Below are 26,924 nucleotides of genomic sequence, written 5' to 3'. Positions count from 1 at the left end.
CTCCCACCACGACCCCCACGCCCGCCGCCCTCATGGCCGCCGGCGCCACCGGCGACCAGGTGCGCGAGCTGCAGGCGCGACTCAAGCAGCTGCAGTGGTACGCGCCCGACATCAACGGCGAGTTCGACGACGTCACCGCCGCCGCGGTCTCCGGGTTCCAGGAGAAGCGCGAGCTGCCCGCCACCGGCGAGGTCGACCAGGTCACCTGGGACAAGCTCGTCGCGATGACGCACACGCCCACCGAGGACGAGCTGAACAACGTCCTGACGGCCGGCCCGACCATCCTCGGACCCGGCGACACCGGCGACCAGGTCCGCGAGCTGCAGGCCCGGCTGAAGCAGATCGACTGGTACAGCGGCGACGTCACCGACACCTACGGCGACACCACGGCCGCGTCGGTCAAGGGCTTCCAGGAGAAGCGCGAGTTCCCCGCCACCGGCGAGGTCGACCAGCGCACCTGGGACAAGCTGGTCGCGATGACCCGCACGCCCACCGACGACGAGCTGAACAACCGCGAGCCCGAGAACAACGGCGGCGGCGCCGCCGGCCTCGACGAGCGCTGCCTCACCGGCCGGGTGCTGTGCATCGACAAGTCGACGACGTCGCTGCGCTGGGTGGTCGACGGCGAGGTGCGCATGACGCTCGACGTCCGGTTCGGCACCGAGGAGACGCCCACCCGCGAGGGCGCCTTCGACGTGTACCGGAAGTCGCGCGACCACGTGTCGTCGATCTATCACACGCCCATGCCGTACGCGATGTTCTTCGACGGCGGCCAGGCGGTGCACTTCTCGCCCGACTTCGCCGAGAACGGCTACAACGGCGGCTCGCACGGCTGCGTGAACGTCCGCGACCGCGACGCCATCGCCTCACTGTTCGACCAGGTGAACATCGGCGACAAGGTCATCATCTACTGGTCCTGAAGGGTCGCGAAGACCACCAGGTTGTCGACGTAGTGGCCGGCCGCCTCATCGAAGGTGTGGCACGTGATGAGGCGGAGCTGGCGGTCCGGCACCGGCCCGTAGACCTCGTCGGCCGGGAACTCAGCCTGCGCGACGGTGCGGCTGCCGTCGACCTCGAAGACCGCGGTGGCGCCGTCTCCGAGCTCGACCTCGACGCGGTCGCCGGGCCGGAGCCGGGCCAGCCGGGCGAACACCGCCGGACCACTCGGCGAGTCCACGTGCCCGGCGATCACCGCCGGACCGGGGGCGCCCGGCACCGGCCCGCCGGCGAACCAGCCGGCCGTCTGCCAGTCCACCGGCGCGGCCAGCCGGCCGTCGCCGTCGCGGTGCAGCGTCTCCAGCGCGCTGTCGACGCCGATGGCCGGGATCCGCACGCGGACCGGCACGGTGTCGACGGCGGGGATGGGCCGCGGCCCGGTGGTCGCGGAACCGTTCGTCGCCTCGGGTGGGCTCGACGGCGCCGCGGCGGTCGCCGTCGTCGCCGGGCCGTCGCCCGCGGCCGACACCGTCGCGTCGCCTCCCGCGCAGGCGCCGGCGGACGCGGCCAGGACGACCGCGACCGCCAGCGCCGTGGCGGTCGGTCTCATGCCGCCATGACATCGGCAGGTCGGCTCATACGGCGCCGTCTCCTTCGCTCCACTCAGTCATCGGTCTCGCTACCGCATGAGCCTTCCCGGGCGGCGGCGCACCCAGGCGCCCGCACCCCCGGCACCGGCCAGGACGAGCACGGCCAGCGCGAGCGTGGCCGCCGTCGACGGGGCGGACGGCTCCTCCGCGAGCCCGCGGCCGCCGGTCTGCACGCCGCCCGCCGGCGCCTCCGGAGTGCCGGTGCTGTCGACGACGCCGATGACGTTCAGCTCGCCGTCGACGTCGAGCACGAACAGGGTGTTGACGCTGCCGGCCGCGAGGTCGACCTCGGCGCTGCCGGTGCCCGCGTCGCTGCTGATCTCCAGCGTCCATCGTCCGCCCGCGACCTCGGAGTAGCCGGTCGCCGTGCCGAACGCGGCGTCGTCGGCCAGGACCTCGCCGGTGTCGGTGCTGACGTCGACCGACGGCGACGAGACCGCCGCCGAGATCAGCCGGACCCGTGCGTTCCCCGCGGCCGGCGGGGTGAGGTCGTCGACGAGGATCCGGCCGGAGAGGTCGGCGTTCATGCCGACCGCGGCCACGGTGATCGCGACGCCGTCCTGGATCTCGACGGCCGCGGTGATCACCGGCTCGGAGTCCGGCGGAGCGCCGGCCGGGCGCATCGCGGCGGTGTACGTGCCGACGGGAAGCCGCGCGTAGTTCGAGACGTCACCGTAGCCGACGTCCTGCAGCTCCAGCACCGACGCGCCGTCCAGACCGGTCAGGCTGACGTCGACCTCGGGGGTGTCGGGCGAGAGGTGCGCCAGGCGGGCCCAGCCCTCGGCGGCCGGCTCCTCGGTCCCCTGGGCGCCGGCGGCGGTGCCGGCGACCAGGGCGGCGACCCCGACTGCTGTGGCCAGCGATGCGACGAAACGCTTCATGACGATGACTCCTCGGTGGTGTTCTCGGGCGGTGCGGGGAGCAGGCCGCGGGGTGCGGCCAGCGAGTAGGTGGCGACCACGGTGGTCGCGTCGGTGTCGACGTGCGACGGCGTGAACGGCGCCGGCTGCCCGAGCAGCCAGAGCGCCAGCCGGGCGGCCTCGTCCTCGGTCGGCAGCCCGCTCAGCACCAGCTGCCGCCGGATGCCGGCGGCCTCACCCGGCAGGGCGGGCAGTGCGACGCCCAGCTCGTGGGTGCCGGAGAGCTTGCCGAGGATCAGCACCAGCCGGGCGTCGACGCGTCCCTCCGCCGCGAGCCCGCGGGCGTCGGCGTCGAAGGCCAGCGCGTCGTTGCGCAGCAGCTGGCCGGTCGCGTACCGGACCCGGCGGCGCTCCTCGGCGGCCACGGCCACGGCGGCGTCGCGCCCGAGCGGGTGGATCGCCCGGATCTCGACCCGCTCGGCGCCACTGCCGAACACGGCGACGGCGCTGGACTCGGCCAGCGCGGTCCGCAGGCCGGGCCGGTCGGTGTCGTCGGAGCGCAGCGCCGCCGTCGACACGATGTAGTCGTAGTGGACCCAGCCCGGCGGCTGCGGCTCGAACGCCCGCCGTACCGGGATCGCGGCGCCGAACGGCGGCCGCCCACCTGGCTCGGCGGCGACCGGGAAGCTGGTGAACGGCAGCACGCCGCCGTCCTCGAACCCGGAGCGGACGAGGTCCGGGCGCATCGTGTGGTCGACCACGAGCCGGCTCTCGCGCGGCACGTTCGCCTCGAGCCAGCGCTCCGCCTGCTCGACCGGTGCGATCGGGTTGTCGCGCAGCAGCGGACGCAGCTCGCCGGGCCAGGTCGCCGCGATCGCGACCACCGTCGCCGCGGCCGCGGTGACCGCCATGATGCCCAGCGGCACCGCCTCGGGCCGGCCGCGCACCCGCAGCAGCGCCGCGGCCAGCCGGTGCGCCGCCGCCGGTATCAGCAGGGCCGCCAGCGGCAGCACGGCGACCGGCAGGGCGGCCGGCGCGGACCCGCCGGGCAGGACGATCAGCGCGACGAGGCCGAGCAGGGCGGCGGCGACCGGCTGCAGCGGGCGGAACGGCAACGCCGCGACCGCGGCCAGCGGGCCGAGCGCGATCAGCACGGGGTCCAGCGCCCAGAGCTGCTGCGTGGTCATCTCACCGGGGAGCGGGTCGCGGCCGATCTGGTCGACCAGCGCGGACGCGTAGGCGCCGACTCCGGCCACCGCGGCCACCGCCGCCAGTACGATCCGCGCCGGTCGCGCACCGGCCTGCTGCCACATCGTCCACACGACGAACGGCGCGAACAGCAGGAATGCCGGCTCGGTCAGCCCGGCCACGGCCAGCGCCACTCCGGCGGCCGGGAACGCGACCGGTTGCCGTCGGCGCGCCGTCGCCAGCGCGAACGCCAGCAACGTCCACAGCACCGCGACGTTCTCGACATGGACCAGCCGGTGCAGGTGCAGCCCCAGCGGGGAGACCGCGAAGAGGACGACGGCCACCGCCGCGGCCGGGCGGGGCACGGCCAGCCGGCGGGCCAGGACCCACAGCAGGACGACGCCCAGCAGCAGGACGACCAGCATCGCCTCGCGGCCGGCCGCGACGGTGTGCTCGGCGCGGTCCAGCGCCCCGGCCGGGCCGATCCAGGCCGCCAGCTGGGCCAGGCCGGCGTCGGCGGGCAGCGACCAGGCGCCGTCGGCGATCCGCTCGACCGTCCGCCCCTCGGCCTGGGTGAATCCGGGCGAGCGGGCCATGCCGGCGGCGTGCACGTAGCCGGCGAGCACCAGCAGCGGGGCCAGCCAGGCGAAGCCGGGGCCGTGCCGGCGGAACCAGGCGCGCACCGGGCGGGGCCGCGGCGGGCGCGGCGGCACCGGGATGGGCAGCTGGAGCTCGTTGAGGTCTCGCGGCAACGCAGGCAGCGTGGACACGGTGTCGCGCATCGCCGACGCCTCCCCCCGAGGTGTCGCACAGACCTGCGCCCCGGCCCATGGCACGGCAGGGCCGCGCCATGATCGCCAGGCAGGTCAGGCTCGCGGTTTCCTGACCATCAGGCGAAACAGTGCCTGGTACGTCTTCGCCCGGAGTGTATACCGGAACTGACCAATATCACCCGAATTGTCATGATCCACTTGTGACAAGAGCCATGATCAGGCCGGCAAGTCGATCATCATGACGGGATCCGAGGTCGGCTGTGGCGACCCGCCGTCGGGCTCCACGGTGATGCCCATGCGGTCCACGCCGGCCAGTCCGCGGGCCGTCACCGGGCCCACGTGGCCGTCCGGCGGGTTGCCCAGCACGCCGGCCGACACCACCGGTCCGTCCTCGTGCATGAGCCACAGCTGGTACGTATGTCCCTCGGGCGCCGGGGCCATGCCGTCGCCGATGAACACGGCGACGTCGAGCGACCGCGCCACCAGCACGGTGCCCCGGCTCGCGCCGTCCTCGCCGACCCGGATCATCTGCATGTCGTCGGCCTCGACCAGCTGACGCATCTGCGCGCCGACCTGCTGCGACCGGTCGAGGTCGTCCTGCACGTCGTCGAGCCGGATACCGAGCACGACGATGCCGGCCACCAGCGCCGCGACCAGGCCGGTCGCGACCCGCGGCCACCAGCGGCGCAGCACCGGTGCCGGGCCGCCGGCCGTGCGCGGCGGCAGCGGCCGCACCTCGGCCACCCGGGCCAGGACCTCCTCGCGCATGCGCCGCGGCGGCGCGACGGCGGTGACCGCGCCCAGCCGGGCGGCGGTCTCGCGCAACTCGTCGACCTCGACCCGGCAGTCGGCGCAGCGCTCCAGGTGCGCCTCGAACCGGCGCGCCTCGTCCTCGGGCAGCGCGTGCAGCGCGTACGGCGCGGCCAGCGTGTGGATGCCGGCGTCCGCGGGCCTGCTCATCGCCCCACCCCCATGCAGTCGCGCAGCCGGACCAGGCCGTCGCGCAGCCGCGTCTTGACCGTCCCGAGAGGAGTGTGCAGCAGCTGCGCGACCTCGCGGTAGGTGTATCCGTCGTAGTAGGCCAGCGCCACCGACTCGCGCTGCAGGCCGGTCAGCGAGTCCAGGCAACGGCGCACCTGCTCGCGCTCGACGTTCGCCTCGACCTCGTCGGCCACGTGGTCGTACGGGCGCTCGTCGTCGCGTCGCGCCACCCGCTCGTCGCGGTCGCTGTCGGCCTGCTCGCGACGGACCCGGTCGACGGCGCGGCGGTGCGCGATGGTCATGATCCAGCCGCGAGCGCTGCCGCGGTCGGCCTGGTAGCGCGACGACGTGCGCCACACCTCGACCAGGACGTCCTGCGCGACCTCTTCGGCCAGCGCCCGGTTGCGCACCACCGTGGTCGCGATGCCCAGCACGGGACCGGCCATGGCGTCGTAGACCTGCTCGAACGCGGCGTGATCGCCCCGTGCGCAACGGTCGAGCAGCCGGCCGAGCCGATCGCCCGGCCCGGGTTCCGGCTCACCCGCCGGCACCGATCGCAACGTCACCATCCCGCGTCCTCCGCCGTCATCGTCCCACCGCCCTGCGAGAGGTTCGTGGCCGTCGTGCGTGCGGATTGGTCGCGGCCGGCACCGATGCGGACCGCACACGCGGCGGCCAGTGCCGGATGGTCGTGCACGCGCAGGTCGCGGGTGAACGGCACCACGGCCGCCCGGCGGTCGTCGGTCACGTCGGTCCTCTCGTCGGTCCCGGCACCCCCGTACCCGTCGTTCGATGCCCATCCGCGGCCCGGATGGGTACGAATCCCGGACATGAGGGTTCTCGTCGCCGGCGCGACCGGCTACATCGGCAGCCGCCTGGTCCCACGCCTGGTCGCCGCCGGGCACACCGTCCGCTGCCTGGCCCGCGACCCCGGCAAGCTGCGCGACCAGCCCTGGGCCGGCGAGGTCGAGGTCGTGCGCGGCGACGTGCTGGACCGCGAGAGCCTCGACCCCGCCATGGCCGAGGTCGACGTGGTGCACTACCTCGTGCACTCGCTGACCTCGCGCGGCTTCGCCGAGACCGACCGGAGGGCGGCGACGACGGTGGCAGCGGCGGCCGCCGACGCCGGGGTGGGCCGGGTGGTCTACCTGGGCGGGCTGCACCCGCCGGTCACCGCCGGGCTCTCCGACCACCTGGCGTCGCGCACGGAGGTCGGCCGGATCTTCCTCGACGGCCCGGTGCCGGCGGTCGTGCTGCAGGCCGGGGTCGTCATCGGGTCCGGCTCGGCCAGCTTCGAGATGCTGCGCTACCTCACCGAACGGCTGCCGGTCAGCGTCACGCCGCGCTGGGTGCACACCCGCACCCAGCCCATCGCGATCCGCGACGTGCTCGCCCACCTGGTCGCGGCCACGAGCCTGCCGGGCGAGCCGAACCGGACCTTCGACATCGGCGGCCCGGACGTGCTGACCTACGCGGACATGATGCGCGGCTACGCCCGGGTCGCCGGGCTGCCGCGGCGGGTCATCGTGCCGGTCCCACTGCTGACGCCGTGGCTGTCCGCGCAGTGGGTCAACCTGGTGACGCCGGTGCCTCGCTCCCTCGCCGTCCCGCTGATCGAGTCGCTGGAACACGAGGCCGTCTGCACCGAGGACGACCTGCGCGACCTGCTCCCGGAGCCGGTCGACCCGACGCCATACGAGCGAGCGGTCGAGCTGGCATTGGCCCGCATGCGCGACGGCGAGGTCGAGAGCCACTGGTCCGCCGCGTCGCCCGCCGGTGCGCCGTCGGACTCGCTGCCCAGCGACCCGTCCTGGTCCGGTGGCTCGGTGCGGGTGGACCAGCGGACGGTGCATTGCGCCGTCCCTCCGGAACGCCTGTGGCGCGTCGTCGAGGGGATCGGCGGCCAGAACGGCTGGTACTCGTTCCCGCTGGCCTGGGCGGTGCGCGGCTGGGCCGACCGGCTGGCCGGCGGGGTCGGGCTGCGCCGCGGCCGCCGCGACCCGGCCCGGCTGCATCTCGGCGAGGCACTGGACTGGTGGCGGGTCGAGGCGATCGAGCGCGGCCGGCTGCTGCGGCTGCGCGCCGAGATGAAGGTGCCGGGAAGCGCCTGGCTCGAGCTGACCGTCACCCCCGACGGCGACGGCTCCCTCTACGGCCAGCGTGCGGTGTTCGTGCCGCGCGGGCTGACCGGCCAGCTCTACTGGTGGATGTTGTGGCCGTTCCACGGCGTCATCTTCGGCGGCATGGCGCGCAACATCGTCCGCACCGCCTTGCGCTAACGGCCGCCTCGGCGGGGCCACCAGATGCGGGACCCGATGTCGTACGCGAGGGCGGGGACCAGCAGGGACCGCACGACGAACGTGTCGAGCAGGACACCGAACGCGACCAGGAAGGCGATCTGCGCCCGGAACAGGATCGGGTGCTGCCCCGGGACCGACGAGGAGGGATGGCCCGCCATGATCTGGCCCGTTCGTGTGGTGGGAGGGCTGCCCGCCGCCTCCGGCGCGCGATGCCGGCGCCGTCGCCTTCGGACAGACCCTGCCGTCGGCCCGGGCACGGCGCAACGCCGCGCTCGTGGCCGGCGGCTGGGGTCTGCTCACCACCGCCGCGGGTCTCACATCGGCGGCATCAGGACGCCGTCGATGAGGTAGACGGTGGCGTTGGCCGTCGTGACGCCGCCGCAGACGACGCTCGCGTCGTTGACGGTCATCGCGTCGGGCGTGCCGGCGACGGTCACGGGCGCGCCCTGCACCGTCGTCTGCTCGCCGATCACCTGGTCGGGCGTCAGCTGGCCGGGCACCACGTGGTACGTCAGCACCGTCGTCAGCAGGTCGGCATCGGTGGACAGGGTGCTCAGCGTGGCCGGGTCGACCGCGGCGAACGCGTCGTCGATCGGCGCGAACACGGTGAACTCGCCGCCGTTGAGGGTGTCGACGAGGTTCACCCGCGGGTTGAGCTCCCCGGACACCGCCGAGACCAGCGTGGTGAGGATCGGGTTGTTCGACGCGGCCACGGCGACCGGGTCGTCGGACATGCCCTCGACCGAGCCCTCGCCGTCGGGGACCTGGGCGGCGTAGTCGGCGCAGCCCGGGCCGACCGGGCCGGCCATGGCCTCCCCGGTCGTCTCGTCGGCCGGAGTGCTCTCCTCGTCCTCGGGCGTCTCCATCGCGGAGCCGTCCTCGGGCGCGGCGGTGGTGCCGCCGCCGGTGGTCGCCTCGCCGCCGTCGTCGCTACAGGCGGAGAGGGTCAGGGTGAGGGCGGCCGCCGTCGCGAGGAGGACGGGGGCTCGCCTGGTCAGAAGTGTCATGAGGGTTTCCTGTCGATCGTGTGGGGACTTGGAAGGTGCTCGGTGTGCTCGGTGTGCTCGGTGGTGCTCCGTCTCAGCTCACGCGCACCACCACCGAATGCCAGCCGCTCGATCCGTCCGGGAACGGCGGCGCCTGCTCGGCGGTCTGGATTTCGCCCGAGCCGTCGGTCGCACGGACCCGCAGGGTGTGGTTGCCCGGCTCGGCGTCCCACGCCCAGAACCACTGGCGCCAGGTGTCGATCGAAGCCTCGTCGGCGAGCTCGGCGGCCTGCCAGTCGCCGTCGTCGACCCGCACCTCGACCGACCGCACGCCGCGGTGCTGCGCCCAGGCCGTCCCGGCGACGACGGTGCGCCCGGCGGGTACCTCGGCGAACGAGCCGGGCACGTCGATGCGCGACGCCGTCTTGATCGGCGCCTTCGCCGCCCAGCCGCGGTCGGTCCAGTAGGCGGTGGCGCGGTCGAACCGGGTGAGCTCGAGGTCGGTCACCCACTTCGTCGCCGATACGTAGCCGTACAGGCCGGGCACCACGAGCCGGGCCGGGAAGCCGTGCTCCACCGGCAGCGGCTCGCCGTTCATGCCGATGGCCAGCAGCGCGTCGCGCCCGTCGGTGACGATGTCGAGCGGCGTGCTCGCCGTGAACCCGTCGACGCTGGTCGAGAGCAGCATGTCGGCATCGCCGGCCGGGTTCGCCCGGGCCAGCAGGCCGGCCAGCGGGTAGCCGAGCCAGACGGCGTTGCCGGCCAGCTCGCCGCCGACCTCGTTCGAGACGCAGGTCAGCGTGATCATCCGCTCCACCAGGTCCAGCCCGAGGAGCTCGTCGAAGTCCAGCTCCACCTCGCGCTCGACCAGCCCGTGGATGCGCAGGCGCCACTCGTCGGGGACGACCTTGGGCACGTCGAGCGCGGTGTCGACGCGGTAGAAGTCGCGGTTCGGGGTCCGGAACGGCGTCCTGCCCTCGACGTCGACCTCGACGCCTGCCGGGACCGCGGGCGCCGGGTCGGCCGGCGACGGCAGCCGCAGCGCGGCGCGGGCATCTCGGACCTCGGCGAGCGTCTGCCCGAACCGCCGGCCACCGAGAGCCGTGACCACGGCCAGCCCCGCGACGGCCGCCGTCAGCAGCAGGACCTGGCGGCGTGGCGGCCGCGCGGCCGATACGGATTCCCCCGAGACCATCGGGTCCGCATCCGCCGCGCGGGCTCGGAGCCGGCCCGCCAGCAGAGTGAGCGCGGCGGCTCCGGCGACGGCACCCGCGGCGGTGGGCAGCGCCCAGGCCGCGGTGGCCGCCGGACGGTTCAGGGCAGCGGCGACGGCGACCGCGCCGAGCACGGCCAGCACCGTCACGCCGGCCCAGCGTCGCCACAGCTCCAGCAGCCCACCGGCCGCCGAGACGACCAGCAGGACGACCGCCATGCCGGCCAGCAGGACCTGCTTGTCGTTCTCGCCGAACGTGCGGATGGCGAAGCTCTTCAGCCACTCCGGCGTGAGGTCGACGAACGTGTTGCCGACGGCCAGGAACGGTGCGGCGGCCGGCTCGACCACCAGCGCCGCGACCAGCTCACCGGCGCCCAGCGTCAGCCCGCCCGCCGCGATCCCGGCTAGAGCGGCCGGGCCCCGGGTGCGCCAGCGGTGCGTCGTCGCGGTCATGCCCGGTGTTCGGCGCGGTGCGTGGCCCGGATGGGTGTGGATCCGAGAAACCGCCGTTCGGCCCAGGGGTCACGAGTGGCGGCATGCCGAACACGAGTGCGACGCTGAGCAGAACGGGAGAACCCGGATGGTGGTGCCCGACGTGCCGGCGGTCGAGCTTCCGGCCGGCCTCGAGATCGCGAACTCGCTCCGGACCGTTGATCCACGTCACCACCCGGGCGTAGGCTTCTCGGCGGCCCCGTTCGGGGTGTCCGCCAATCCGACCCGCTGCCTCGGGAGATCCCTGTGCCCAGCCGCACCGTGTCCGCGCGTCCCTCAGATCAGTCCTCCAGCCGGCCGTCAACGCCGGCGCCCGCCGTCGCCTCAGCCGAGCCGTCACAGCCGCCCGGCACGTTCCGCCGGCTCGCCCCCTACCTCCTCGGCCACCGCGGCACGCTGATCGTCTCGGTCGTCGTCGCGCTGGCCTGGGCGGTCACCGTCGCCGCCGTTCCCGTCCTCCAGGGTCGCGTCGTCGACGACGCGATCACCGAGCGGACCGCTCCGCTCATGCCGATGATCCTGCTGCTCGCCGGCCTGGCCGTCGCCCGCTTCGTGCTGTCGAGCTGGTGGCGCTACACGGGCGGCAAGACCGCCTTCCGCATCCAGGACGACCTGCGCCGCGACGTGTACGACACGCTGCAGCGGCTCGACTTCACCGGCCACGCGCAGCTGCAGAGCGGCCAGCTGGTGTCGCGCATCAGCGGCGACCTGCGCTACGTGCTCATGCTGCTGAGCTGGATCCCGCAGGTCGCCGCCACGCTGGTGTCGTCATTGCTCGCGGTCGTCGTCATGTTCCTGTTGTCGCCGCTGGTGGCCACGCTGGTCGTCGCCGTCATCGTCGTCGTGTTCGTGGTGACCAACCGGCAGCGCCGCCAGGTGTACGCGGCCGGCTGGGACGCCCAGGACCGCGAGGCGGAGATGACCTCCCGGGTCGAAGAGGCCGTCACGGGCGTCCGTGTGGTCCGGGCGTTCGGCCAGCAGCCGGCCGAGACCGCGCGGCTGCACCGGTCGCTGCTCGACATGTTCGGCGCCCGGGTCCGGGCCGTGCGCCTGCGGGCGCCGTTCATGGCGTCGCTGCAGGGCGCGCCGCTGTTCGGCCAGGTGCTGGTGCTGCTGGCCGGGGGCCTGCTGGTCATCGAGGGGCACCTGACGATCGGCGTGTTCCTGGCGTGCACGGGCTACCTCGCCGAGCTCATCGGAGCCGCGCGCGTGGCCGGCATGGTGCTGACCAACGCGCCGCTGTGCCGGGCCGCCACCGAGCGGGTCGGCGAGCTGCTCGACCTGCAGGCCGAGATCACCGAGCCGTTGCGCCCCGTCGACGTCCGCGAGCGCGGTGGCGCGGTGTCGTTCCACAAGGTGCGCTTCGCCTATGCCGACGGCGACGGCCACCAGGTGCTGCGCGAGTTCACCCTCGACGTCCGGCCGGGCGAGACCGTCGCGCTGGTCGGGCCGTCGGGCTGCGGGAAGTCGACGGCGCTGTCCATGCTGCCGCGGTTCTTCGACGCCGACGCCGGCACCGTCACCGTCGACGGCATCGACACCCGCCGGTGGTCACTGCCGGAGCTGCGCCGCCGCATCGGCGTGGTCTTCGAGAACAGCTTCCTGTTCTCCGACACCATCGCCGCGAACATCGCCTACGGCAAGCCCGACGCGAGCCTCGACGAGATCCGGGCCGCCGCCCGGGCCGCCGCGGCCGACGAGTTCGTCGAGGCGCTGCCCGACGGCTACGACACCGTGGTCGGCGAGCAGGGCATCACGCTCTCCGGCGGGCAGCGCCAGCGGGTGGCGCTGGCCCGGGCGCTGCTGTCGGAGCCGGACATCCTGCTGCTCGACGACGCCACGTCCTCCGTGGACGTCAAGGTCGAGGAGCGCATCCATGCCAACCTCGAGCCGTTCCTCGCTGCGCGGACGGTGCTGCTGGTCGCCTACCGCGAGTCGACGCTGCGGCTGGCCGACCGCGTCGTCCTGGTCGACGACGGCCGCGTGGTCGACGAGGGCGGGCACGCGGAACTGCTCGAGCGCAACGACCTGTACCGCGACCTGTTCGGCGACGGGGCCGGCACCGACGCCACCGCGGATCGGCCGGCCGACCTGATGTCGCACGCCCGGGCCGGCCGGTTCGAGGCGACGGCGTCGGCGTGGGAGTCGCGGCAGGACGCCACCGGCTCGCTGCCCGGCGTGCAGCTGGCGGTCCCGCCGGCGGTCGCCGCACGGATCGCCGCGCTGCCGCCGACGGCCGATCCGCCCGGCGTCGACCTCGAGCGCGAGAGCGGCGCCCGCGGGCCGCTGCGGATGGCGTCGTTCCTGCGCCCGTACATCGGCGGCCTGCTGGTCGGCCTGGCGCTGGTCGTCCTCGAGGCGGCCATCACGCTGGTCAACCCCATGCTGGTGCAGCGGGCGGTCGACGACGGCATGCGCGCCGGCTCCGAGTCCGCGCTGCTGTGGGTGTGCGTCGCCGCGGCCGTGCTGGTGGCACTGCTCTGGCTGGACCAGCGCACCGGCTACCTGTGGACCACCCGCAGCACCGAACGGCTGCTGCTGGCCATGCGGGTGCGGATCTTCGGCCAGCTGCAGCGGCTGGGCATCGACTTCTACGACCGCACCCAGGCCGGCCGCGTCATGACCCGCATGACCTCGGACGTCGACGCGATCGCCCAGTTGTTCCAGGTCGGGCTGATCAACGCCATCGTCAGCGTGGCGACGTTCGCCGGCATGACGCTGGTGGTCCTCGCACTGGATCCCATGCTGGCGCTGGTCGTGCTGGGCGTGGTGCCGTTCGCCGGTGCCGTCACCTGGTGGTACCGGCTGCGCGCCTCGGTCGCCTACGACGACGCCCGCGAGCTGCTCTCCTCGCTCAACGCCGACGTCCAGGAGAGCATGGCCGGCATCCGGGTCACGCACGCGTTCCGGCGCGAGGCGGTGAACCTCGGGCGGTTCGCCGGCCTCGGCCGCCGTTACGTCGACGCCAGTCTGCGCGGGCTGTACGCGACGTCGGTGTACGTGGCCGCGATCGAGCTGCTCTCGGTGCTGGCCATCGCGGCGGTGCTGTGGGTGGGCGCGCAGCGCATCGAGGCCGGCACGCTGGCCCTCGGCACGCTGATCGCGTTCCTGCTGTACCTCGCGCAGGTGTTCGCGCCGGTACAGCAGCTGTCCGCGGTGTTCGACGTCTACCAGCGGGCGCGCACCGGGCTGGTCCGGGTGCGCGCGCTGCTGGCGCTGGAGACGTCGACGCGGGTCCGTCCCGACGCGGCACCGGTCGACCACGTCGCCGGCGACCTGCGGTTCGAGCGAGTGCGGCTGCGCTACGCCAGCGCCGCCACCGATGCGCTGCGCGACGTCGACCTGCACGTGCCGGCCGGGCAGCGGGTGGCGTTCGTCGGGCGCACCGGAGCGGGCAAGTCGACCCTGTCGAAGCTGATCGCGCGCTTCTACGACCCTACCGACGGCACGGTGCTGGTCGACGGCCGGCCGCTCGACGGGCTCGACGTCACCAGCTACCGGCGGCACCTCGGGTACGTGCCGCAGGAGCCGTTCCTGTTCTCACGCACCATCCGCGAGAACATCGCCTACGCGCGTCCGGACGCCAGCGACGCCGAGGTCGAGGCGGCCGCCCGGGCCGTCGGGGCGCACGAGTTCATCACCCGGCTGCCGGGCGGCTACCACCACGTCGTGGCCGAACGCGGCCGCTCGCTGTCCGCCGGCCAGCGCCAGCTCGTGTGCCTGGCCCGGGCACTGCTCGGCGACCCGTCGATCCTCATCCTCGACGAAGCCACGTCCAACCTCGACCTCGCCAGCGAGCGCAAGGTCAACCAAGCCATGCGCGTGGCGTCAGCGGGCCGCACCACGATCGTCGTCACGCATCGGCCGCAGTCGCTGCACTGGGTCGACCGCGTCATCGAGATAGCGGACGGCCGCATCGCCACCGACGAACCGGCACCCCACTACGTCGCCCGCGTCCTGAGCCGAGCCAGCTGACCGACCGAACCCCGGGCGAGCCGCACCGAACCGCACCGAACCGCAGCCCCCGGGGTCGGGCGGGGCGGGGGATGCGGAGCCGGCGCAGCATCCCCCGCCCCGCCACGCACCGCAACCAGGGCTGACGCAAAGAGTTCACCCGGCCGGCCGAGGGTCGCTCGGCCGGCCGGGGAGTCCTCAGCGCGCCATGTTGGCCATGTTGGTGCCGCTGATGACGGCGTGGCGGAGCGAGCGGCCCGGGTCGCCGGCGCCGCCGGGAGCGGTGTCGTCCTCGTAGTTCGGGTTGTGGTAGCCGCGCGGGCGGTGCCGGCGGAAGATCGCGTCGTAGTCGATGTCGCTGCGGGGGTCGCCGAACGGGATCATCCGGTAGCCCTCGCCGGTGCCGGGCGGCTGCTCGTCGCGGCGTTCGCCGTCCTTGGCGTGGTAGAGCGGGTAGCGCAGCGGCTGCGCGGCGATCTGGTCGATGGGGCTGAAGATGCTCTCGCGGCGCTGGCCCTCCCAGTCGTAGTACCAGCGGAACCGGTGCTGCGCCGAGTGCGCCCAGTAGATGTCGATCTCGCAGAGGCACTTCGTGCTGGGGGTGATGTCCAAGTAGTACTGCATCCGGCGGATGCCGGACTCGCCGCGCACCATCTGCGGCTGCGGCAGCGGCGCGCCGGTCACGCGGTCGACCGTCACCTGCACCATGGGACCGTCCTGCAGGAAGCCGTAGGCATCGGCGTGGTTGTGCGGGTACATGCGGATCCGGTAGCCGTTCCAGGAGAGGTCGTTGATCGCCTCCCACTTCTGGGCGGCGAGGTCCCAGGCCTCCTTGGCGCCGCCTCCGGTGGGGTCGCCGCCGGTGCCCATGTACGGCATGCCGAGGATCGAGGCGAACTCGAGCTCGACCTGGAAGCGGTCGTAGTCGTCGGCGGTCATGCCGCCGTTGGGACCGCCGGGCCAGCTGTTCGGGATGAATCCGTGGTTGCCGATGGCCTCCAGCCCGGCCTCGTCGAGGAAGCCGCGCAGGGTGCGCGCGTAGTTCAGGTAGGCCGGGAAGTTCTGCCGCAGCAGCGTGCCGCTCTGAGTGAGCGGCGGGACGTTGCCGCCCTGGTTCTCGGCGTGCTGGCTGTAGCCGGCGAACTCCACCTGCTTGAAGCCGGCGTTGGCGAGGAACAGGAAGACCTCGCGGAAGCCGCCGGGCAGCGGCACCGTCGGGCCGAGGTCGTTCGGGTCGGTGGGGAAGTTGGGGCCGCCGAGCTGGCCCATGGTGGGCGCCGGGTTGTTCCAGATGCCGCGCCGCGCCGTGGCGTCGCGCTGGGTGTACAGGATCGTGCCGCGCTTGCCCGGGGGCAGCAGCGGGTTCGGCACGTTCTGCACCGCCGCGCCGGCCAGCGTCGGCGCGGCCGGCGCGATGGCCACCGCCGCCAGCGTTCCGGCGCTGATCGTGATCAGCCGGCGCCGGCTCAATCTGTTGTCCTGAGCCATGTCGTCTCCTCGCTCCGTCGATGTGCGGGACCGTTGCTCGAGATCGCATCGCGCACCGGAGCCGGCTGCGGCCGGGACTTTCTACGAGAGCTGTGGAAAGCCGCCCCGATGTTGGGGAAACACTAGCGGCATCTCGCCGTAACTCGACCCGACGAGATCAAGATTGTCCGATTTGTGCCATGTCGGCAGGCTGCCGTGCCCGAGGCCGTGCCACAGTGGAGCATGCCGGTGTCCGCGGACGTCCGCCGCCTGTGCCAGGACCTGCTCGAACCGGGCGAGCGGATCGACTACCTCGTCCCGGTCACGCTCGCCTGGATCGGCGCGCTGCCGGCCGAGATCGACTGCTACCTCGCGGTCACCGACCGGCGCATCGCGGTGCTGACCGGCAGCCAGTGGCGTCGCGGCCGGCCGACGGAGGTGAACCTGCAGTTCCCGCGGACCACCCGGCTCGGCCCGGTCGACTTCCGCCCGGTGCCCACCGTCGACCTCGGGAGCCGGTCCTACGAGATCGACGAGGAGTACGTGGCGGCCGTCCATGCGGCCGACGCCGAACTGGACGGCCTGCTGCCCGAGGACCCGTTCCCCGACGGCTGATGCTCAGGCCAGCCGCGAGGCCCGGTAGAAGCCCTCGATGTGCTCGGCCACCAGCCGGGCCGCGGCGTCGCCGTCGCCGCCGGTGACCGCCGCCAGCACGGAGCGGTGCTGCGCACGCAGACCCGCCGCGGCCGACCCCCAGTCCGGCAGGTTCGGCGCCGCGGCCATGACGTAGCCGTGGATCGCCTCGCGCAGCGACGCCATGATGGTCGACACCAGCACGTTGCCGGCCAGCGCGGCCAGCGCGACGTGGAACTCGGCGTCGAGCAGGTGGAAGCGCTCGCGCGGCAGCTCGGGGTCGTCCATGGCGTCGAGCAGCCGCCCGGCCGCCGCCAGCTGGTCCGGCTCCGCGCGGCCGGCCGCCTCGCGCACCGCCCACGACTCGAGCAGCACCCGGGTCTGGACGATGTCGCCCATGGGCAGGTGGCTGGTCGCCAGGTGCAGCCGCAGCGTGGCCGTCAGCGGCGAGCCGGGGTCGGCGACGATGACCGCGCCGGCCTCGGGTCCGGAGCCGACCGCCGTCCGGACCACCCCCATGGCCTCGAGCACGCGGATGGCCTCGCGCACCGACGGGCGGCTCACGCCGAGCTGCCCCGCCAGCGCGCGCTCACCGGGCAGCCGGTCGCCCAGCCGCAGCTTGCCGGCGGCGAGGTCGGCCTCGACCTGGCGCAGCACGAGCTCGTGGGTCCTCACCAAGACATCCTCACGTTCTGCAACCTAGCTGATACTGTGTGGTCTGACCACAGGATCGACGTCCCCGGAGCACCGCATGACCGAACGGCAACTCCCCCGCTGGTCCGAGCTCGAGCCGCTGCTGCGCGCGAAGCCGCCGGTGCTCAATCCGACCGACCGGCGGCTGGCGAAGGCGTTGACCATCGCCGACCTGCGGCGCATCGCACGCATGCGCACGCCGCGATCGGTCTTCGACTACACCGACGGCGCGGCCGAGGCCGAGATCAGCCTGCGCCGGGCGCGGTCGCTGTTCGCGCAGCTGGAGTTCCAGCCGTCGATCCTGCACGACGTGTCCGAGGTCGACACCACGACGACCGTGCTCGGGCAGCCGTCCGCACAGCCCTTCGCGTTCGCGCCCACCGGCTTCACCCGGATGATGAACCACGAGGGCGAGGCCGCCGTCGCCCGCGTCGCCGAGCGCACCGGCATCCCGTACTCGCTGTCGACCATGGGCACCACGTCCATCGAGGACGTCGCCGCCGCGGCGCCGCGGGCGCGCAAGTGGTTCCAGCTCTACGTCTGGAAGGACCGCTCGGCCGGCGAGGACCTGGTGAAGCGTGCCGCGAACGCCGGCTACGAGGCGCTCATGCTCACCGTCGACGTCCCCGTGGCCGGCGCCCGGCTGCGCGACGTCCGCAACGGGTTCACCATCCCGCCGTCGCTGACCGCCAGGACCGTCATCGACGCGGCCGTGCACCCCGCCTGGTGGATGAACCTGCTGACGACGAAGCCGCTGCAGTTCGCGTCGCTGACGTCGTGGAAGGGCACCATCGCGGAGCTGCTGAACATGCTCTTCGACCCGACCATGACCATCGAGGACCTCGCCTGGCTGCGCTCCATCTGGTCCGGCCCGCTCATCGTCAAGGGCATCCAGACCGTCGATGACGCCAGGCGGGTGGTGGGCGCGGGCGCCGACGCGATCGTTCTGTCCAACCACGGCGGCCGCCAGCTCGACCGGGCGCCCGTGCCGCTGCGCATCCTGCCCGAAGTCGCGGCCGCGGTCGGCGGTCAGGCCGAGATCTACCTCGACACCGGCATCCTGAGCGGTGCCGACATCGTGGCGGCGAAGGCGCTGGGCGCCGACGCCTGCCTGGTCGGCCGGGCCTACCTGTACGGCCTGATGGCCGGCGGCGAACGCGGCGTCGCGCGGGCCGCCGACATTCTGACCACCGAGGTCCGGCGCACCATGCAGCTGCTCGGCGTCCGGACCGTGAACGACCTGAACCCGGACCACGTCCGGCTGCCCTGACCAGCAATCACATCTTCGAGGAGACACGACATGCAGCTGATGCGCATCGGTGAGCGGGGTTCGGAGCGCCCGGTGGTGCGGGCCGATGACGGGTCGCTGTACGACCTGGGCACGGTCACCGGCGACATCGACGGCGCCTTCCTGGCCGGCGACGGCATCGGCCGTGCCCGGGCGGCGCTGGCCGCGGGCGCCTTGCCGCAGATCCGCGACGGCGTGGGCCGGCGGATCGGCGCACCGATCGCACGGCCCGGCAAGGTGGTGTGCATCGGGCTGAACTACCGCGACCACGCCGCAGAGACCGGCGCGGTGCTGCCGGCCGAGCCGATCGTGTTCATGAAGGCGCCGAACACCGTCATCGGCCCCGACGACACCGTCCTGGTTCCCCGCGGCAGCGAGAAGACCGACTGGGAGGTCGAGCTCGGTGTGGTCATCGGCGCCGAGGCCCGCTACCTCGACACCCCCGACGACGCCCTGAACGTGATCGCGGGATATGCGATCTCCAACGACGTGTCAGAGCGGGCGTTCCAGCTCGAGCGGGGCGGGCAGTGGGACAAGGGCAAGTCGTGCGAGACGTTCAACCCGCTCGGCCCGTGGCTGGTTCCGGCCGACGAGATCGACGACCCGGGCAAGCTGGGGCTGCGGTTGTGGGTGAACGGGGAGCTGCGCCAGGACGGCACCACCGCGGACCTGATCTTCGGCATCGGGCACGTCGTCTGGTACCTGTCGCAGTTCATGGTGCTCGAGCCCGGCGACCTGGTGAACACCGGCACCCCCGCCGGGGTCGCCATGGGCATGCCCGGCCAACCCTACCTGCGCGCCGGTGACACCATGGCGCTGGAGATCGACGGCCTCGGCCGCCAGCAGCAGACCCTCGCCGACGCCTGACCCGCGTCCGTCACTCCGCTCCGAACACACGCGAGGGGCCGGCTGCCCATCACTGGGCGCCGGCCCCTTCCGCGTCAAATCCCCCGGTGCATCTCCCCCGGCGATGCCTTGACGGCCGCGACATCACCCGTGAGCGGACTCGTACTTCGCCAGGATGTCGGACGGGATGCGTCCCCGGTCGGACACCTTCAGGCCCTGGTCGCGGGCCCACTCGCGGATGGCGGTCGTGTCGGTGCGGCTGGCCCGCCCACCGGTGGCGGCGGCGCGGCCACGTCCCCGCCGGGCCGAGGCGCGGCGTGCCGAGGCGACGTAAGGCGCTAGGGCGTCGCGGAGCTTGCCGGCATTCTTGGCCGACAGATCGATCTCGTACGAGGCGCCGTCCAGGGCGAAGCTCACGGTCTCTGTGGCTTCACCGCCGTCGAGATCGTCGAGCAGAATCACCTGAACCTTTTGTGCCATCGTTGATCCTTCCTGCGGGGTGCACTCGAAGATTTGGTCTTGACTAGCCTATTGTTACGCTCTGGAACGGGAATTTTCAATTCATCTGCCGCGAGTCGTCGCGACTGATTTGCTGCGTGCTACCCATTAGCCGGAGCATCCGAACGTTACCCAGAGTATTCGGCTTCACCCGGTCGAGGTCGAGGAACTCGGCGACCCCTTCGTCAGCCGAGCGCAACAACTGCGCGTACACGTCGGTGTCGACCGGTGTGCCTTCCACTCGCTCGAATCCGTGCCGGGCGAAGAAGTCGACCTCGAAGGTGAGGCAGAACACCCGCACGACGCCGAGTTCCGCTGCCACTTCCAGCAATCGCGACAGTACGGCATGACCGACACCGCGCCCGCGCCATTCCGGGTCGGCGGCCAGGGTGCGGACCTCGGCGAGGTCTTCCCACATGACGTGTAACGCGCCACAGCCGATGACGGTGCCCGGCGCACCGTCATCGGCGACGGTTTCCGCCACCCAGAACTCCTGGATGTCCTCATAGAGGGTGACGGTCTCTTTCGACAGCAGGATCCGCCGCGCGGCGTATCCGTCGAGCAGGCCGCGGATGTACCTCACATCGGCCGTGCGGGCCCGCCTGACCCGAAAGCGCTGATCCGGCTCGATTTCGGCCGGGGCCGTCATTCCGGCTTCACCAGCGGGAACAAGATCGTCTCGCGAATGCCCGCATCGGTGAGCAGGATCATCAACCGGTCGATTCCCAGGCCCATGCCACCGGTGGGTGGCATGCCGTATTCGAGCGCGCGCAGGAAGTCCTCGTCGAGTTGCATGGCCTCGGGGTCGCCGGCCGCCGCACGCAGCGACTGCGCCGTCAGCCGTTCGCGCTGCAGGACCGGGTCGACCAGCTCGGAGTACGCGACCCCCATCTCGACGCCGCGGATGATGAGGTCCCAGGCCTCGGCCAGCCGGGGGTCGTCGCGGTGCGGCCGGGCCAGCGGGCGGACCTCCTCCGGATAGTCGCGGACGAAGGTCGGGGTCATGAAGGTGTGCTCGGCCAGCTTCTCGAACAGCTCGAGCACGACCTCGCCGTGCCCCCACGACGGGTCCAGCCCGACCTCGTGCTTCTCGGCCAGCTCGCGCAGCCGCTCGACCGGGGTGTCGGCCGTGACCTGCTCGCCGACGGCCCGGGAGACGGCCTCGTGCAGGGTGACGTGCTGCCAGGGCGCCTCGAGGTCGATCTCGCCGCCGCGACCGTCGGGCACCACCGTCCGGCCGACGGCGCGGGCGGCGTCGACGATGATCTCGCGGGTCAGCGCGGCCTGGGTGTCGTAGTCGCCGTACGCCTCGTAGGACTCGAGCATGGTGAACTCGGGACTGTGCGTGGAATCGATACCCTCGTTTCGAAATACGCGGCCGATCTCGTACACCTTGTCGACGCCGCCCACGATGGCCCGCTTCAGGTACAGCTCGATGGCGATACGCAACGTCATCGGAATGTCGAAGGCATTCAGGTGCGTGTGGAAAGGACGCGCCGTCGCCCCGCCGTGCACGAGCTGCAGAACGGGTGTCTCGACCTCGATGTAGCCGAGGCGGTGCAGCGTTTCTCGCACCGACCGGGTGACGATGGCACGAGTTCGCACCATGGATCGGGCCGCCGGATTGACGACGAGGTCGACGTAACGCTGCCGGACCCGGGTTTCCTCATTCAAATCCTTGTGCGCGACCGGCAACGGCCGCAGCGCCTTGGAAAGCATTGCCCAGCGGCCGGCCGACACCGACAGCTCACCGCGCTTACTGACGATGACCTCGCCCTCGACGCCGACGTGATCGCCGATGTCGACCAGATGCTTCCACGACGCCAGACTCTCCTCGCCGACACGATCGAGCGACAGCATCACCTGGAGTTCGGCGCCATCGCCTTCGCGCAGCCGGGCGAAACAGAGTTTCCCGGTGTTGCGCAGGAAGATCACTCGGCCGGCGACCGACGCGCGGTCACCGGTTTCGGCACCCGGGGCCAAGTCGGGATAAGCCGCCCGCAACGCCTCGAACGTGTGGCTGCGCGGGAATCCGAGACGATACGGCGGCTCCCCCGAGGCCAGCAACTCCGCACGCTTCTCGCGCCGGATGCGCATCTGCTCGGGCAAATCCTGATCGGCCGGCGGCAGTCCACTCATGGGGGACAAGCCTAGGCCGTGCGGCTTCAGCGTTTGTCATGGGCAGGCGCCTCTTGCTTGCCGGTGGGTACGACGGCGATCACACTGTTCGGCAGGAGGTGAGGTCGATGAGCACAGTGCAGGTCGTCGACCGTGGTGCCCGCGAGATCGTCGTGTTCCTCTCCGGTGACGTCGGCACCGATCCCGACGACGAGTTCGGCGCGGCGGTCGAAGAGGTCGACCGGCTCGAACAGCTCAACGCTCTCGATCACGTGGTCGTCGACATGCATCGCGTCACCGGCATGACCGACTCGGCCATCGGGTTCCTGCGCGAGCTGTCGTCCCGCGGCCGGCGGTCGGGGTTCGAGGTGTCGTTCGCCGCGCTGAGCGGCCCGGCCCACCGGGCCATCGAGGCGAACGGCTGGTCGTTCGTCGAGCACAGTCCCGACCCCGGCCGCGACTGACGCTCACCGGGTGAGGAACGCCCGGGCCGCGGCGACGTAGCGGTCGTGGTCCGCCTCGGCGGCGGGTCCGTCGGCGTGCCCGGAGCCCAGGACGACCAGCTCCGCCGGGCCGCGCAGCGCGTTGTGGACGGCGAACTGGCCCGGCGGTGGCACGACGGCGTCGGCGAGCGCGGGCGCCACCAGTGTGGGGATCGTCATGCGTGCGGCCGCCGTCGCGGCGTCGAAGAACCGCAGGACCTCGCGGGCCTCCGGGTGTGCGGCCACGTGCCGGCGCACCGCCTCGCCGCTGCCCTCGCACCGCATGGTCAGCCGCAGGTCGTGGTTGCCGAAGCTCGGCACGTGCAGCACGGCGGCCGCGAACCGCTCGTCCCATGGCAGCGCCAGCGCGCCGATGCCGCCGCCGAAGCTCCCGCCGAGGTAGGCCAGCCGCGCGGGCGGCGCCGGCAGCAGGGCGAGCAGCGCCGACGCCGCGCACCACAGATCGGCGGCGCACCCGCCGTGCACGTAGGTCTCGACGGAGCCGATGCCGTGCAGCACGTGTTCGGCCGCGCCCGCCGGGATGCCCGGCACCAGGCCGCGGTCGGGCAGCCCGCGGAACGCCGTGAACAGCGCAGCGGCCCCGTCGGGGACCAGGTCGAGCTCGGGCCCGTCGCGGCCGCCGTAGCCGTGCCCGACCACGAGCGCCAGCTCCACCGGGCCGTCGGGCCGCACCAGCCACCCGCCCAGGCGGACGCCGTCGAGCGAGGTGAACTCGACGTCGAGCACCCCACCCGGGCCGGAGCCCAGCACCACGGGTGCCGGGTCGACCGCGCGGGCGCGGGCGTGCGATCCGGACCAGAACGCCGCGAACCCCGGCGGCTCGGGCGGCGCGCCGACCCGCAGCAGCGCCGCCTCGTCGTAGCCGTAGGTCGCCGTCACGGTCACCGATCGTAGAAGCCCTGCCGCCAGCTCGGGTGGTCCGGCTTCCAGCCCAGCTCGCGCCGGGCCTTGGCGTTGGACGATCCGCGCAGTGTCGTCATGAACGTCACGCCGAACTCGCCGATCAGCGGCTTGGCCAGCCAGGCCGGAATGCGGCGCGGCGGCTTCGCGCCGATGGCGGCGGCCAGCTCGGTGATGACCTCCGCGGCCGGCGCGGGATCGTCGTCGACGATGTTGTACACGCCGGCCGCGCCGCCCTCGACCGCCGCGAGCGTGGCCCGCGCGGCGTCGTCGATGTGGACGACGGACCACACCGCGGTGCCGCCGCCGACGATCGGGAAGCGCCGCTTGCGCAGCAGGCCGGGGACCTCGTCGCCGGTCAGACCGGTGCCGCGGCCGTAGAAGCCGCCGTAGCGCAGCGCCAGCCCGTCGATGCCGGGTGTGCTGGTCGTGACCCGCTCCACGTGGGAGATGGCGCGCAGCGACTCGCGGCACGCGGCCGGCGGGTTCGGCTCCAGCGGGTCGTCCTCGGTCTTCACCGGTCCGCCGCTGCGGGCGTTGGGCCAGCCGGTGAAGCTCTGTGCGACGAACCGGGTCGCCCCCACGGCCAGGGCCGCGGCCATCAGGTGGTCGGTGCCCTCGGTGCGCAGCCGGTTGGTGACCGCGAACCCCTGGTCGAACCTCCGCATGTCGCCCATCCCGGCGCTCAGCGCGGTCTGCTGGTGCACGACGACGTCGGGCCGGGCCGCACGGACCGCGGCCATGACGCTGCCGGCGTCGAGCCCGTCCATCACGACGCCCTCGGCGCCGGCCGCGCGTAGACCGGCCGTCTTCGCGGCCGACCGGGTGCTGCCGACCACGTCGTGGCCGGCCTGGACCAGCATCGGGACCAGGGACCGTCCGACGGCGCCGGTCGCTCCTGCCAGGAACACTCGCATGTCCGCCTCCTCTTCTCCTGTCTCGCCCCTCCGACGAGGCGGTTCGGCGTCCTGTGACACGATCGGAAGGTGACCGACGTCACGACCACCCACGACGACCTGCGGCCGCTGATGTTCTCGGTGGCCTACCGCATGCTCGGCAGTGTGAGCGAGGCCGAGGACGTCGTGCAGGAGGCGTTCCTGCGCATGCACCACGCGTCGGAGTCGGGCACCCGGGCGGACAACCCCGAGGCCTACGCCACCACCGTCACCACCCGCCTGGCCATCGACGCGCTGCGCTCGGCCCGGCTCCGGCGCGAGCGCTACGTCGGACCGTGGCTGCCCGAGCCGCTGCTCGCCGTCGACGACGACCCCGCCCGGCGGGTCGAGGAGACCGAGACGCTGTCGACGGCGTTCCTCGTGGTGCTCGAGACGCTGTCACCGGTCGAGCGGGCGGTGTTCCTGCTGCGCGAGGTGTTCGGGTACGGCTACGACGAGATCGCCGCGGTGGTCGAGCGGAGCGAGGCGAACTGCCGGCAGCTCATGGCCCGGGCCCGCAAGCACATCGACGAGCGGCGGCCGCGGTTCGAGCCGTCGCGCGACCGCCGCGACGAGCTGGCCCGCTCGTTCTTCGCCGCCCTGAACGACGGCGACGTCGGCGCGCTGGAGCGGCTGCTCGCCGAGGACGTCGTGTTCCACGGCGACGGCGGCGGCAAGACCGCGGCGGTGCGCCACCCGCTGGTCGGCGCGCTGCAGGTGGCCCGGTTCCTGGCCGGCCTCGGCCGCACCGGCGCCGCGATGGGCCTGCTGATCGAGCCGGTGACGGTGAACGGCCAGCCCGGCATCCGCGTGGCCGGCGACGACGGCGTCCTGGGCGTGCTGTCGCTGACCATCGCCGACGACGGCCGCATCGCGGGCGTGCACAACCAGATCAATCCCGACAAGCTGCAGCACCTGGGCCCGGTGGGCGACCTCAACGCGCACCTGGCCGGGCGCGGCTGACCGCCGGCCGTCCCGGAGCCGTCAGGCCGGGTGGTTGCGGTCGAACACCAGCCGCAGGCCCATGAGCGTCAGCCAGGGCTCGTGGTGCTGGATGGTCGACGACTCGTCCAGCACCAGCGGCGCCAGCCCGCCGGTGGCCAGCACCGTCACACCGTCGAGCCCGACCCCGAGCTCGGTGGCCATGCGGGTGACCACGCCGTCGACCTGGGCGCTGAAGCCGTACAGCGCCCCGGACTGCAGCGCCTCGACCGTGTTCCTGGCGATGACCGACCGGGGCCGGACCAGTTCGACCCGGCGCAGCTGGGCCGCCGCGTTGCGCAGCGCCTCGAGCGACACGTCGATGCCGGGGGCGATGGCGCCGCCGATGTACTCGCCGCGCGCCGAGACGACGTCGAACGTGGTCGCGGTGCCGAAGTCGACGATGATGCACGGCCGCCCGGTGCCGTACCGGTGCATGGCGGCCAGCGCGTTGACGATGCGGTCGGTGCCGACCTCGCGCGGGTTGTCGGTGAGGATCGGCACGCCGGTCTTGACGCCCGGCTCGACCAGCAGCGCCGGCACGTCGGCGTAGTAGCGCTGCGTGAGCCAGCGCATCTCGCGCTGCACCACGGGGACCGTCGAGCAGATGGCGACGCCGTCGATCGTCTCGTCGGTCCCCGCGAACAACCCGCGCAGCAGTGCCATGATCTCGTCGGTGGTGCGGGTGGCCACGGTGGCCACCCGCCAGTGGTGCCGCACCTCGAGGCCGTCGAGCAGCCCGATGACGGTCTCGGTGTTACCGACGTCGATCGCCAGCAGCATGCGGATCAGTGTCCCTCGACGGCGACCATGTCGAGGCCGAGGTCCAGTGAGCGGACCGAGTGGGTCAGGGCGCCGGTGGACAGGTAGTCGACGCCGGTGGCGGCGAAGGCGCCGGCCTGAGCCAGCGTCAGCCCGCCGCTGACCTCGAGCCGGGCCCGGCCGTCGACCAGCTTCACGGCCTCGAGCACGTCGTCGACGCTGAAGTTGTCGAGCAGCACCAGGTCGGCGCCGGCCTCGACCGCCTCGGCGGCGCCGTCGAGGTCGTCGACCTCGACCTCGACCTCGATGTCCGGGTAGGCCCGCTTGACCGCCTGGTACGCCGCGGTGATGCCGCCGGCCGCCGCGATGTGGTTGTCCTTGATCAGCGCCGACTCCGCCAGCGTGGACCGGTGGTTGACCCCGCCGCCCAGCCGCACCGCGTACTTCTCCAGCGGGCGCAGCAGCGGTGTGGTCTTGCGGGTGTCGCGGACGGCGGCGTGGGTGCCGGCCAGCGCGTCGACCCAGGACCGGGTGGCGGTGGCGATGCCGGACAGCCGGCAGGCCAGGTTGAGCGCGGTGCGCTCGGCCAGCAGCAGCTGGCGGGTGCGGCCGTGCACCGTCAGCACCTTGGACCCGGCGCGGAGCTCGGCGCCGTCGGCGACGTGCCGCTCGGCCTCGACACCGGGGTCGGTGGCCGCGAAGACGGCCTCGGCCACCGGCAGGCCGGCGAGGACACCGGACTCGCGCGAGCCGAGCACGGCGACGGCGTGCTGGTCGGCGGGCACGGTCGCGGTGGTGGTGACGTCCTCTCCGCCGCCCAGGTCCTCCTCCAACGTGGCGCGGACGAGGTCCTCGACGTATCGGGGATCGAGACCCGCCTCGCGCAAGGCGAGTGTCACGGGCTCGGGCAGACTCATCGCTACTCCTTCATGTCTCATTCGACGTCCGGTGATGCAGAGAGCACGAG

Annotated in this window: 25 protein-coding genes and 1 pseudogene; 8 read left to right on the top strand and 18 right to left on the bottom strand. The window is 73.0% G+C overall.

Translation table 11 applies throughout. The annotated features are described in order from the left end of the window. The coding region (locus E1212_RS09170) for a L,D-transpeptidase family protein (RefSeq protein WP_203416686.1) at positions 1–920 on the top strand (920 nt) is incomplete at its 5' end. On the opposite strand, the gene E1212_RS09165 is transcribed toward E1212_RS09170, so the two are convergent. The 6 genes from E1212_RS09165 to E1212_RS09140 all read right to left on the bottom strand — a co-directional run bounded on the left by E1212_RS09165 (position 908) and on the right by E1212_RS09140 (position 6,136). Then, the gene (locus tag E1212_RS09165) at positions 908–1,546 is read right to left on the bottom strand and encodes a class F sortase (RefSeq protein WP_131981513.1); all 639 of its coding nucleotides are present in this window, start codon (positions 1,544–1,546) and stop codon (positions 908–910) included. The genes E1212_RS09170 and E1212_RS09165 overlap by 13 nt on opposite strands. A 69-nt stretch (positions 1,547–1,615) precedes the next feature. Further along, on the bottom strand, positions 1,616–2,467 hold the full coding sequence (locus tag E1212_RS09160) for a DUF4397 domain-containing protein (protein ID WP_131981511.1): 852 nt from the start codon (positions 2,465–2,467) through the stop codon (positions 1,616–1,618). Then, positions 2,464–4,416 (bottom strand): phospholipid carrier-dependent glycosyltransferase, encoded by a 1,953-nt coding sequence (locus tag E1212_RS09155; RefSeq protein WP_131981509.1) that lies wholly within the window; start codon positions 4,414–4,416, stop codon positions 2,464–2,466. The genes E1212_RS09160 and E1212_RS09155 overlap by 4 nt, the downstream gene beginning before the upstream one ends. Before the next feature lie 207 nt (positions 4,417–4,623). Next, on the bottom strand, positions 4,624–5,367 hold the full coding sequence (locus E1212_RS09150; protein WP_131981545.1) for an anti-sigma factor: 744 nt from the start codon (positions 5,365–5,367) through the stop codon (positions 4,624–4,626). Continuing rightward, positions 5,364–5,957: an ECF RNA polymerase sigma factor SigK gene (gene sigK / locus E1212_RS09145; protein WP_131981507.1), complete on the bottom strand. Its 594-nt coding sequence runs from the start codon at positions 5,955–5,957 to the stop codon at positions 5,364–5,366. The genes E1212_RS09150 and sigK overlap by 4 nt, the downstream gene beginning before the upstream one ends. Next, positions 5,951–6,136: a hypothetical protein gene (locus E1212_RS09140; RefSeq protein ID WP_131981505.1), complete on the bottom strand. Its 186-nt coding sequence runs from the start codon at positions 6,134–6,136 to the stop codon at positions 5,951–5,953. Before E1212_RS09140 ends, sigK begins: the two co-directional genes overlap by 7 nt. A gap of 82 nt (positions 6,137–6,218) precedes the next feature. Between E1212_RS09140 and E1212_RS09135 the strand changes: the two genes are divergently transcribed. Then, positions 6,219–7,667 carry an SDR family oxidoreductase gene (locus E1212_RS09135; RefSeq protein WP_131981503.1) on the top strand — a complete coding sequence of 483 codons (1,449 nt, stop codon included), beginning with the start codon at positions 6,219–6,221 and terminating at the stop codon, positions 7,665–7,667. Here E1212_RS09135 and E1212_RS09130 read toward each other — a convergent pair. From E1212_RS09130 to E1212_RS09120, 3 genes and pseudogenes are all read right to left on the bottom strand, one after another. Beyond that, a pseudogene (locus E1212_RS09130) lies at positions 7,664–7,816 on the bottom strand (MMPL family transporter); the annotation flags it as partial. The gene E1212_RS09135 and the pseudogene E1212_RS09130 sit on opposite strands and share 4 nt — an antisense overlap. A gap of 186 nt (positions 7,817–8,002) precedes the next feature. Continuing rightward, on the bottom strand, positions 8,003–8,695 hold the full coding sequence (locus E1212_RS09125) for a fasciclin domain-containing protein (RefSeq protein WP_131981501.1): 693 nt from the start codon (positions 8,693–8,695) through the stop codon (positions 8,003–8,005). 73 nt (positions 8,696–8,768) lie between these two features. Next, positions 8,769–10,340: a molybdopterin-dependent oxidoreductase gene (locus E1212_RS09120; protein ID WP_131981499.1), complete on the bottom strand. Its 1,572-nt coding sequence runs from the start codon at positions 10,338–10,340 to the stop codon at positions 8,769–8,771. A 285-nt stretch (positions 10,341–10,625) separates the two neighbouring features. On the opposite strand from E1212_RS09120, the gene E1212_RS09115 reads away from it, so the two are divergent. Beyond that, entirely contained in the window at positions 10,626–14,354 is a 3,729-nt protein-coding gene (locus tag E1212_RS09115; protein ID WP_131981497.1) for an ABC transporter ATP-binding protein, read from the top strand. A 177-nt stretch (positions 14,355–14,531) separates the two neighbouring features. Here E1212_RS09115 and E1212_RS09110 read toward each other — a convergent pair whose 3' ends face one another. After that, a complete protein-coding gene (locus tag E1212_RS09110; protein WP_131981495.1) occupies positions 14,532–15,821 on the bottom strand; it encodes a TIM barrel protein in 1,290 nt (429 codons plus the stop codon). Between the two features lie 228 nt (positions 15,822–16,049). Here E1212_RS09110 and E1212_RS09105 point away from each other — a divergent pair, with 228 nt between their 5' ends. Beyond that, the gene (locus E1212_RS09105) at positions 16,050–16,415 is read left to right on the top strand and encodes a hypothetical protein (protein ID WP_131981493.1); all 366 of its coding nucleotides are present in this window, start codon (positions 16,050–16,052) and stop codon (positions 16,413–16,415) included. A 3-nt stretch (positions 16,416–16,418) separates the two neighbouring features. Here E1212_RS09105 and E1212_RS09100 read toward each other — a convergent pair whose 3' ends face one another. After that, on the bottom strand, positions 16,419–17,108 hold the full coding sequence (locus E1212_RS09100) for a FadR/GntR family transcriptional regulator (RefSeq protein ID WP_131981491.1): 690 nt from the start codon (positions 17,106–17,108) through the stop codon (positions 16,419–16,421). A gap of 76 nt (positions 17,109–17,184) precedes the next feature. Between E1212_RS09100 and E1212_RS30385 the strand changes: the two genes are divergently transcribed. Both E1212_RS30385 and E1212_RS30380 read left to right on the top strand, forming a co-directional pair. Next, a complete protein-coding gene (locus E1212_RS30385) occupies positions 17,185–18,396 on the top strand; it encodes an alpha-hydroxy acid oxidase (RefSeq protein ID WP_131981489.1) in 1,212 nt (403 codons plus the stop codon). 30 nt (positions 18,397–18,426) lie between these two features. Beyond that, positions 18,427–19,281 (top strand): fumarylacetoacetate hydrolase family protein, encoded by an 855-nt coding sequence (locus tag E1212_RS30380; protein WP_131981487.1) that lies wholly within the window; start codon positions 18,427–18,429, stop codon positions 19,279–19,281. Between the two features lie 123 nt (positions 19,282–19,404). Here E1212_RS30380 and E1212_RS09085 read toward each other — a convergent pair whose 3' ends face one another. From E1212_RS09085 to lysS, 3 genes are all read right to left on the bottom strand, one after another. Continuing rightward, positions 19,405–19,740: a histone-like nucleoid-structuring protein Lsr2 gene (locus tag E1212_RS09085; RefSeq protein ID WP_119659182.1), complete on the bottom strand. Its 336-nt coding sequence runs from the start codon at positions 19,738–19,740 to the stop codon at positions 19,405–19,407. A gap of 76 nt (positions 19,741–19,816) precedes the next feature. Continuing rightward, a complete protein-coding gene (locus tag E1212_RS09080; protein ID WP_131981485.1) occupies positions 19,817–20,407 on the bottom strand; it encodes an amino-acid N-acetyltransferase in 591 nt (196 codons plus the stop codon). After that, positions 20,404–21,897 carry a lysine--tRNA ligase gene (lysS, locus tag E1212_RS09075; RefSeq protein ID WP_203416680.1) on the bottom strand — a complete coding sequence of 498 codons (1,494 nt, stop codon included), beginning with the start codon at positions 21,895–21,897 and terminating at the stop codon, positions 20,404–20,406. Before lysS ends, E1212_RS09080 begins: the two co-directional genes overlap by 4 nt. Positions 21,898–22,004: 107 nt before the next feature. Here lysS and E1212_RS09070 point away from each other — a divergent pair, with 107 nt between their 5' ends. Beyond that, complete coding sequence (locus E1212_RS09070) at positions 22,005–22,340, top strand: STAS domain-containing protein (RefSeq protein ID WP_131981483.1); 336 nt, start codon at positions 22,005–22,007, stop codon at positions 22,338–22,340. Between the two features lie 3 nt (positions 22,341–22,343). Here E1212_RS09070 and E1212_RS09065 read toward each other — a convergent pair whose 3' ends face one another. Continuing rightward, positions 22,344–23,264 (bottom strand): acetylxylan esterase, encoded by a 921-nt coding sequence (locus E1212_RS09065; RefSeq protein ID WP_420814362.1) that lies wholly within the window; start codon positions 23,262–23,264, stop codon positions 22,344–22,346. Then, entirely contained in the window at positions 23,261–24,196 is a 936-nt protein-coding gene (locus E1212_RS09060) for an NAD-dependent epimerase/dehydratase family protein (protein WP_131981481.1), read from the bottom strand. The genes E1212_RS09065 and E1212_RS09060 overlap by 4 nt, the downstream gene beginning before the upstream one ends. Before the next feature lie 69 nt (positions 24,197–24,265). On the opposite strand from E1212_RS09060, the gene E1212_RS09055 reads away from it, so the two are divergent. Then, positions 24,266–25,177, top strand: coding sequence for an RNA polymerase sigma-70 factor (locus E1212_RS09055; RefSeq protein WP_203416676.1), 912 nt, complete (start codon positions 24,266–24,268; stop codon positions 25,175–25,177). 21 nt (positions 25,178–25,198) lie between these two features. On the opposite strand, the gene E1212_RS09050 is transcribed toward E1212_RS09055, so the two are convergent. Together E1212_RS09050 and nadC are read right to left on the bottom strand one after the other, a co-directional pair. Next, the gene (locus tag E1212_RS09050) at positions 25,199–25,978 is read right to left on the bottom strand and encodes a type III pantothenate kinase (protein ID WP_131981479.1); all 780 of its coding nucleotides are present in this window, start codon (positions 25,976–25,978) and stop codon (positions 25,199–25,201) included. 5 nt (positions 25,979–25,983) lie between these two features. Continuing rightward, a complete protein-coding gene (nadC, locus tag E1212_RS09045; RefSeq protein WP_203416674.1) occupies positions 25,984–26,874 on the bottom strand; it encodes a carboxylating nicotinate-nucleotide diphosphorylase in 891 nt (296 codons plus the stop codon). Positions 26,875–26,924: the final 50 nt, after the last annotated feature.

Source organism: Jiangella ureilytica (assembly GCF_004348545.1).
Taxonomy (GTDB): Bacteria; Actinomycetota; Actinomycetes; order Jiangellales; family Jiangellaceae; genus Jiangella; species Jiangella ureilytica.
The sequence above is the reverse complement of the archived record's forward strand: the minus strand, read 5'-3'. Positions and strand labels throughout refer to the sequence as shown.

What these genes read in the sequence shown, in the direction of transcription:
- E1212_RS09060 (WP_131981481.1), bottom strand. Translation starts at nt 24,196, where the DNA reads ATGCGAGTGTTCCTGGCAGGAGCGACCGGCGCCGTCGGACGGTCCCTG.
- E1212_RS09160 (WP_131981511.1), bottom strand. Translation starts at nt 2,467, where the DNA reads ATGAAGCGTTTCGTCGCATCGCTGGCCACAGCAGTCGGGGTCGCCGCC.
- E1212_RS30380 (WP_131981487.1), top strand. Translation starts at nt 18,427, where the DNA reads ATGCAGCTGATGCGCATCGGTGAGCGGGGTTCGGAGCGCCCGGTGGTG.
- E1212_RS09150 (WP_131981545.1), bottom strand. Translation starts at nt 5,367, where the DNA reads ATGAGCAGGCCCGCGGACGCCGGCATCCACACGCTGGCCGCGCCGTAC.
- nadC (WP_203416674.1), bottom strand. Translation starts at nt 26,874, where the DNA reads ATGAGTCTGCCCGAGCCCGTGACACTCGCCTTGCGCGAGGCGGGTCTC.
- E1212_RS09110 (WP_131981495.1), bottom strand. Translation starts at nt 15,821, where the DNA reads ATGGCTCAGGACAACAGATTGAGCCGGCGCCGGCTGATCACGATCAGC.
- lysS (WP_203416680.1), bottom strand. Translation starts at nt 21,897, where the DNA reads ATGAGTGGACTGCCGCCGGCCGATCAGGATTTGCCCGAGCAGATGCGC.
- E1212_RS30385 (WP_131981489.1), top strand. Translation starts at nt 17,185, where the DNA reads ATGACCGAACGGCAACTCCCCCGCTGGTCCGAGCTCGAGCCGCTGCTG.
- E1212_RS09050 (WP_131981479.1), bottom strand. Translation starts at nt 25,978, where the DNA reads ATGCTGCTGGCGATCGACGTCGGTAACACCGAGACCGTCATCGGGCTG.
- sigK (WP_131981507.1), bottom strand. Translation starts at nt 5,957, where the DNA reads ATGGTGACGTTGCGATCGGTGCCGGCGGGTGAGCCGGAACCCGGGCCG.
- E1212_RS09080 (WP_131981485.1), bottom strand. Translation starts at nt 20,407, where the DNA reads ATGACGGCCCCGGCCGAAATCGAGCCGGATCAGCGCTTTCGGGTCAGG.
- E1212_RS09135 (WP_131981503.1), top strand. Translation starts at nt 6,219, where the DNA reads ATGAGGGTTCTCGTCGCCGGCGCGACCGGCTACATCGGCAGCCGCCTG.
- E1212_RS09120 (WP_131981499.1), bottom strand. Translation starts at nt 10,340, where the DNA reads ATGACCGCGACGACGCACCGCTGGCGCACCCGGGGCCCGGCCGCTCTA.
- E1212_RS09155 (WP_131981509.1), bottom strand. Translation starts at nt 4,416, where the DNA reads ATGCGCGACACCGTGTCCACGCTGCCTGCGTTGCCGCGAGACCTCAAC.
- E1212_RS09165 (WP_131981513.1), bottom strand. Translation starts at nt 1,546, where the DNA reads ATGAGACCGACCGCCACGGCGCTGGCGGTCGCGGTCGTCCTGGCCGCG.
- E1212_RS09125 (WP_131981501.1), bottom strand. Translation starts at nt 8,695, where the DNA reads ATGACACTTCTGACCAGGCGAGCCCCCGTCCTCCTCGCGACGGCGGCC.
- E1212_RS09085 (WP_119659182.1), bottom strand. Translation starts at nt 19,740, where the DNA reads ATGGCACAAAAGGTTCAGGTGATTCTGCTCGACGATCTCGACGGCGGT.
- E1212_RS09070 (WP_131981483.1), top strand. Translation starts at nt 22,005, where the DNA reads ATGAGCACAGTGCAGGTCGTCGACCGTGGTGCCCGCGAGATCGTCGTG.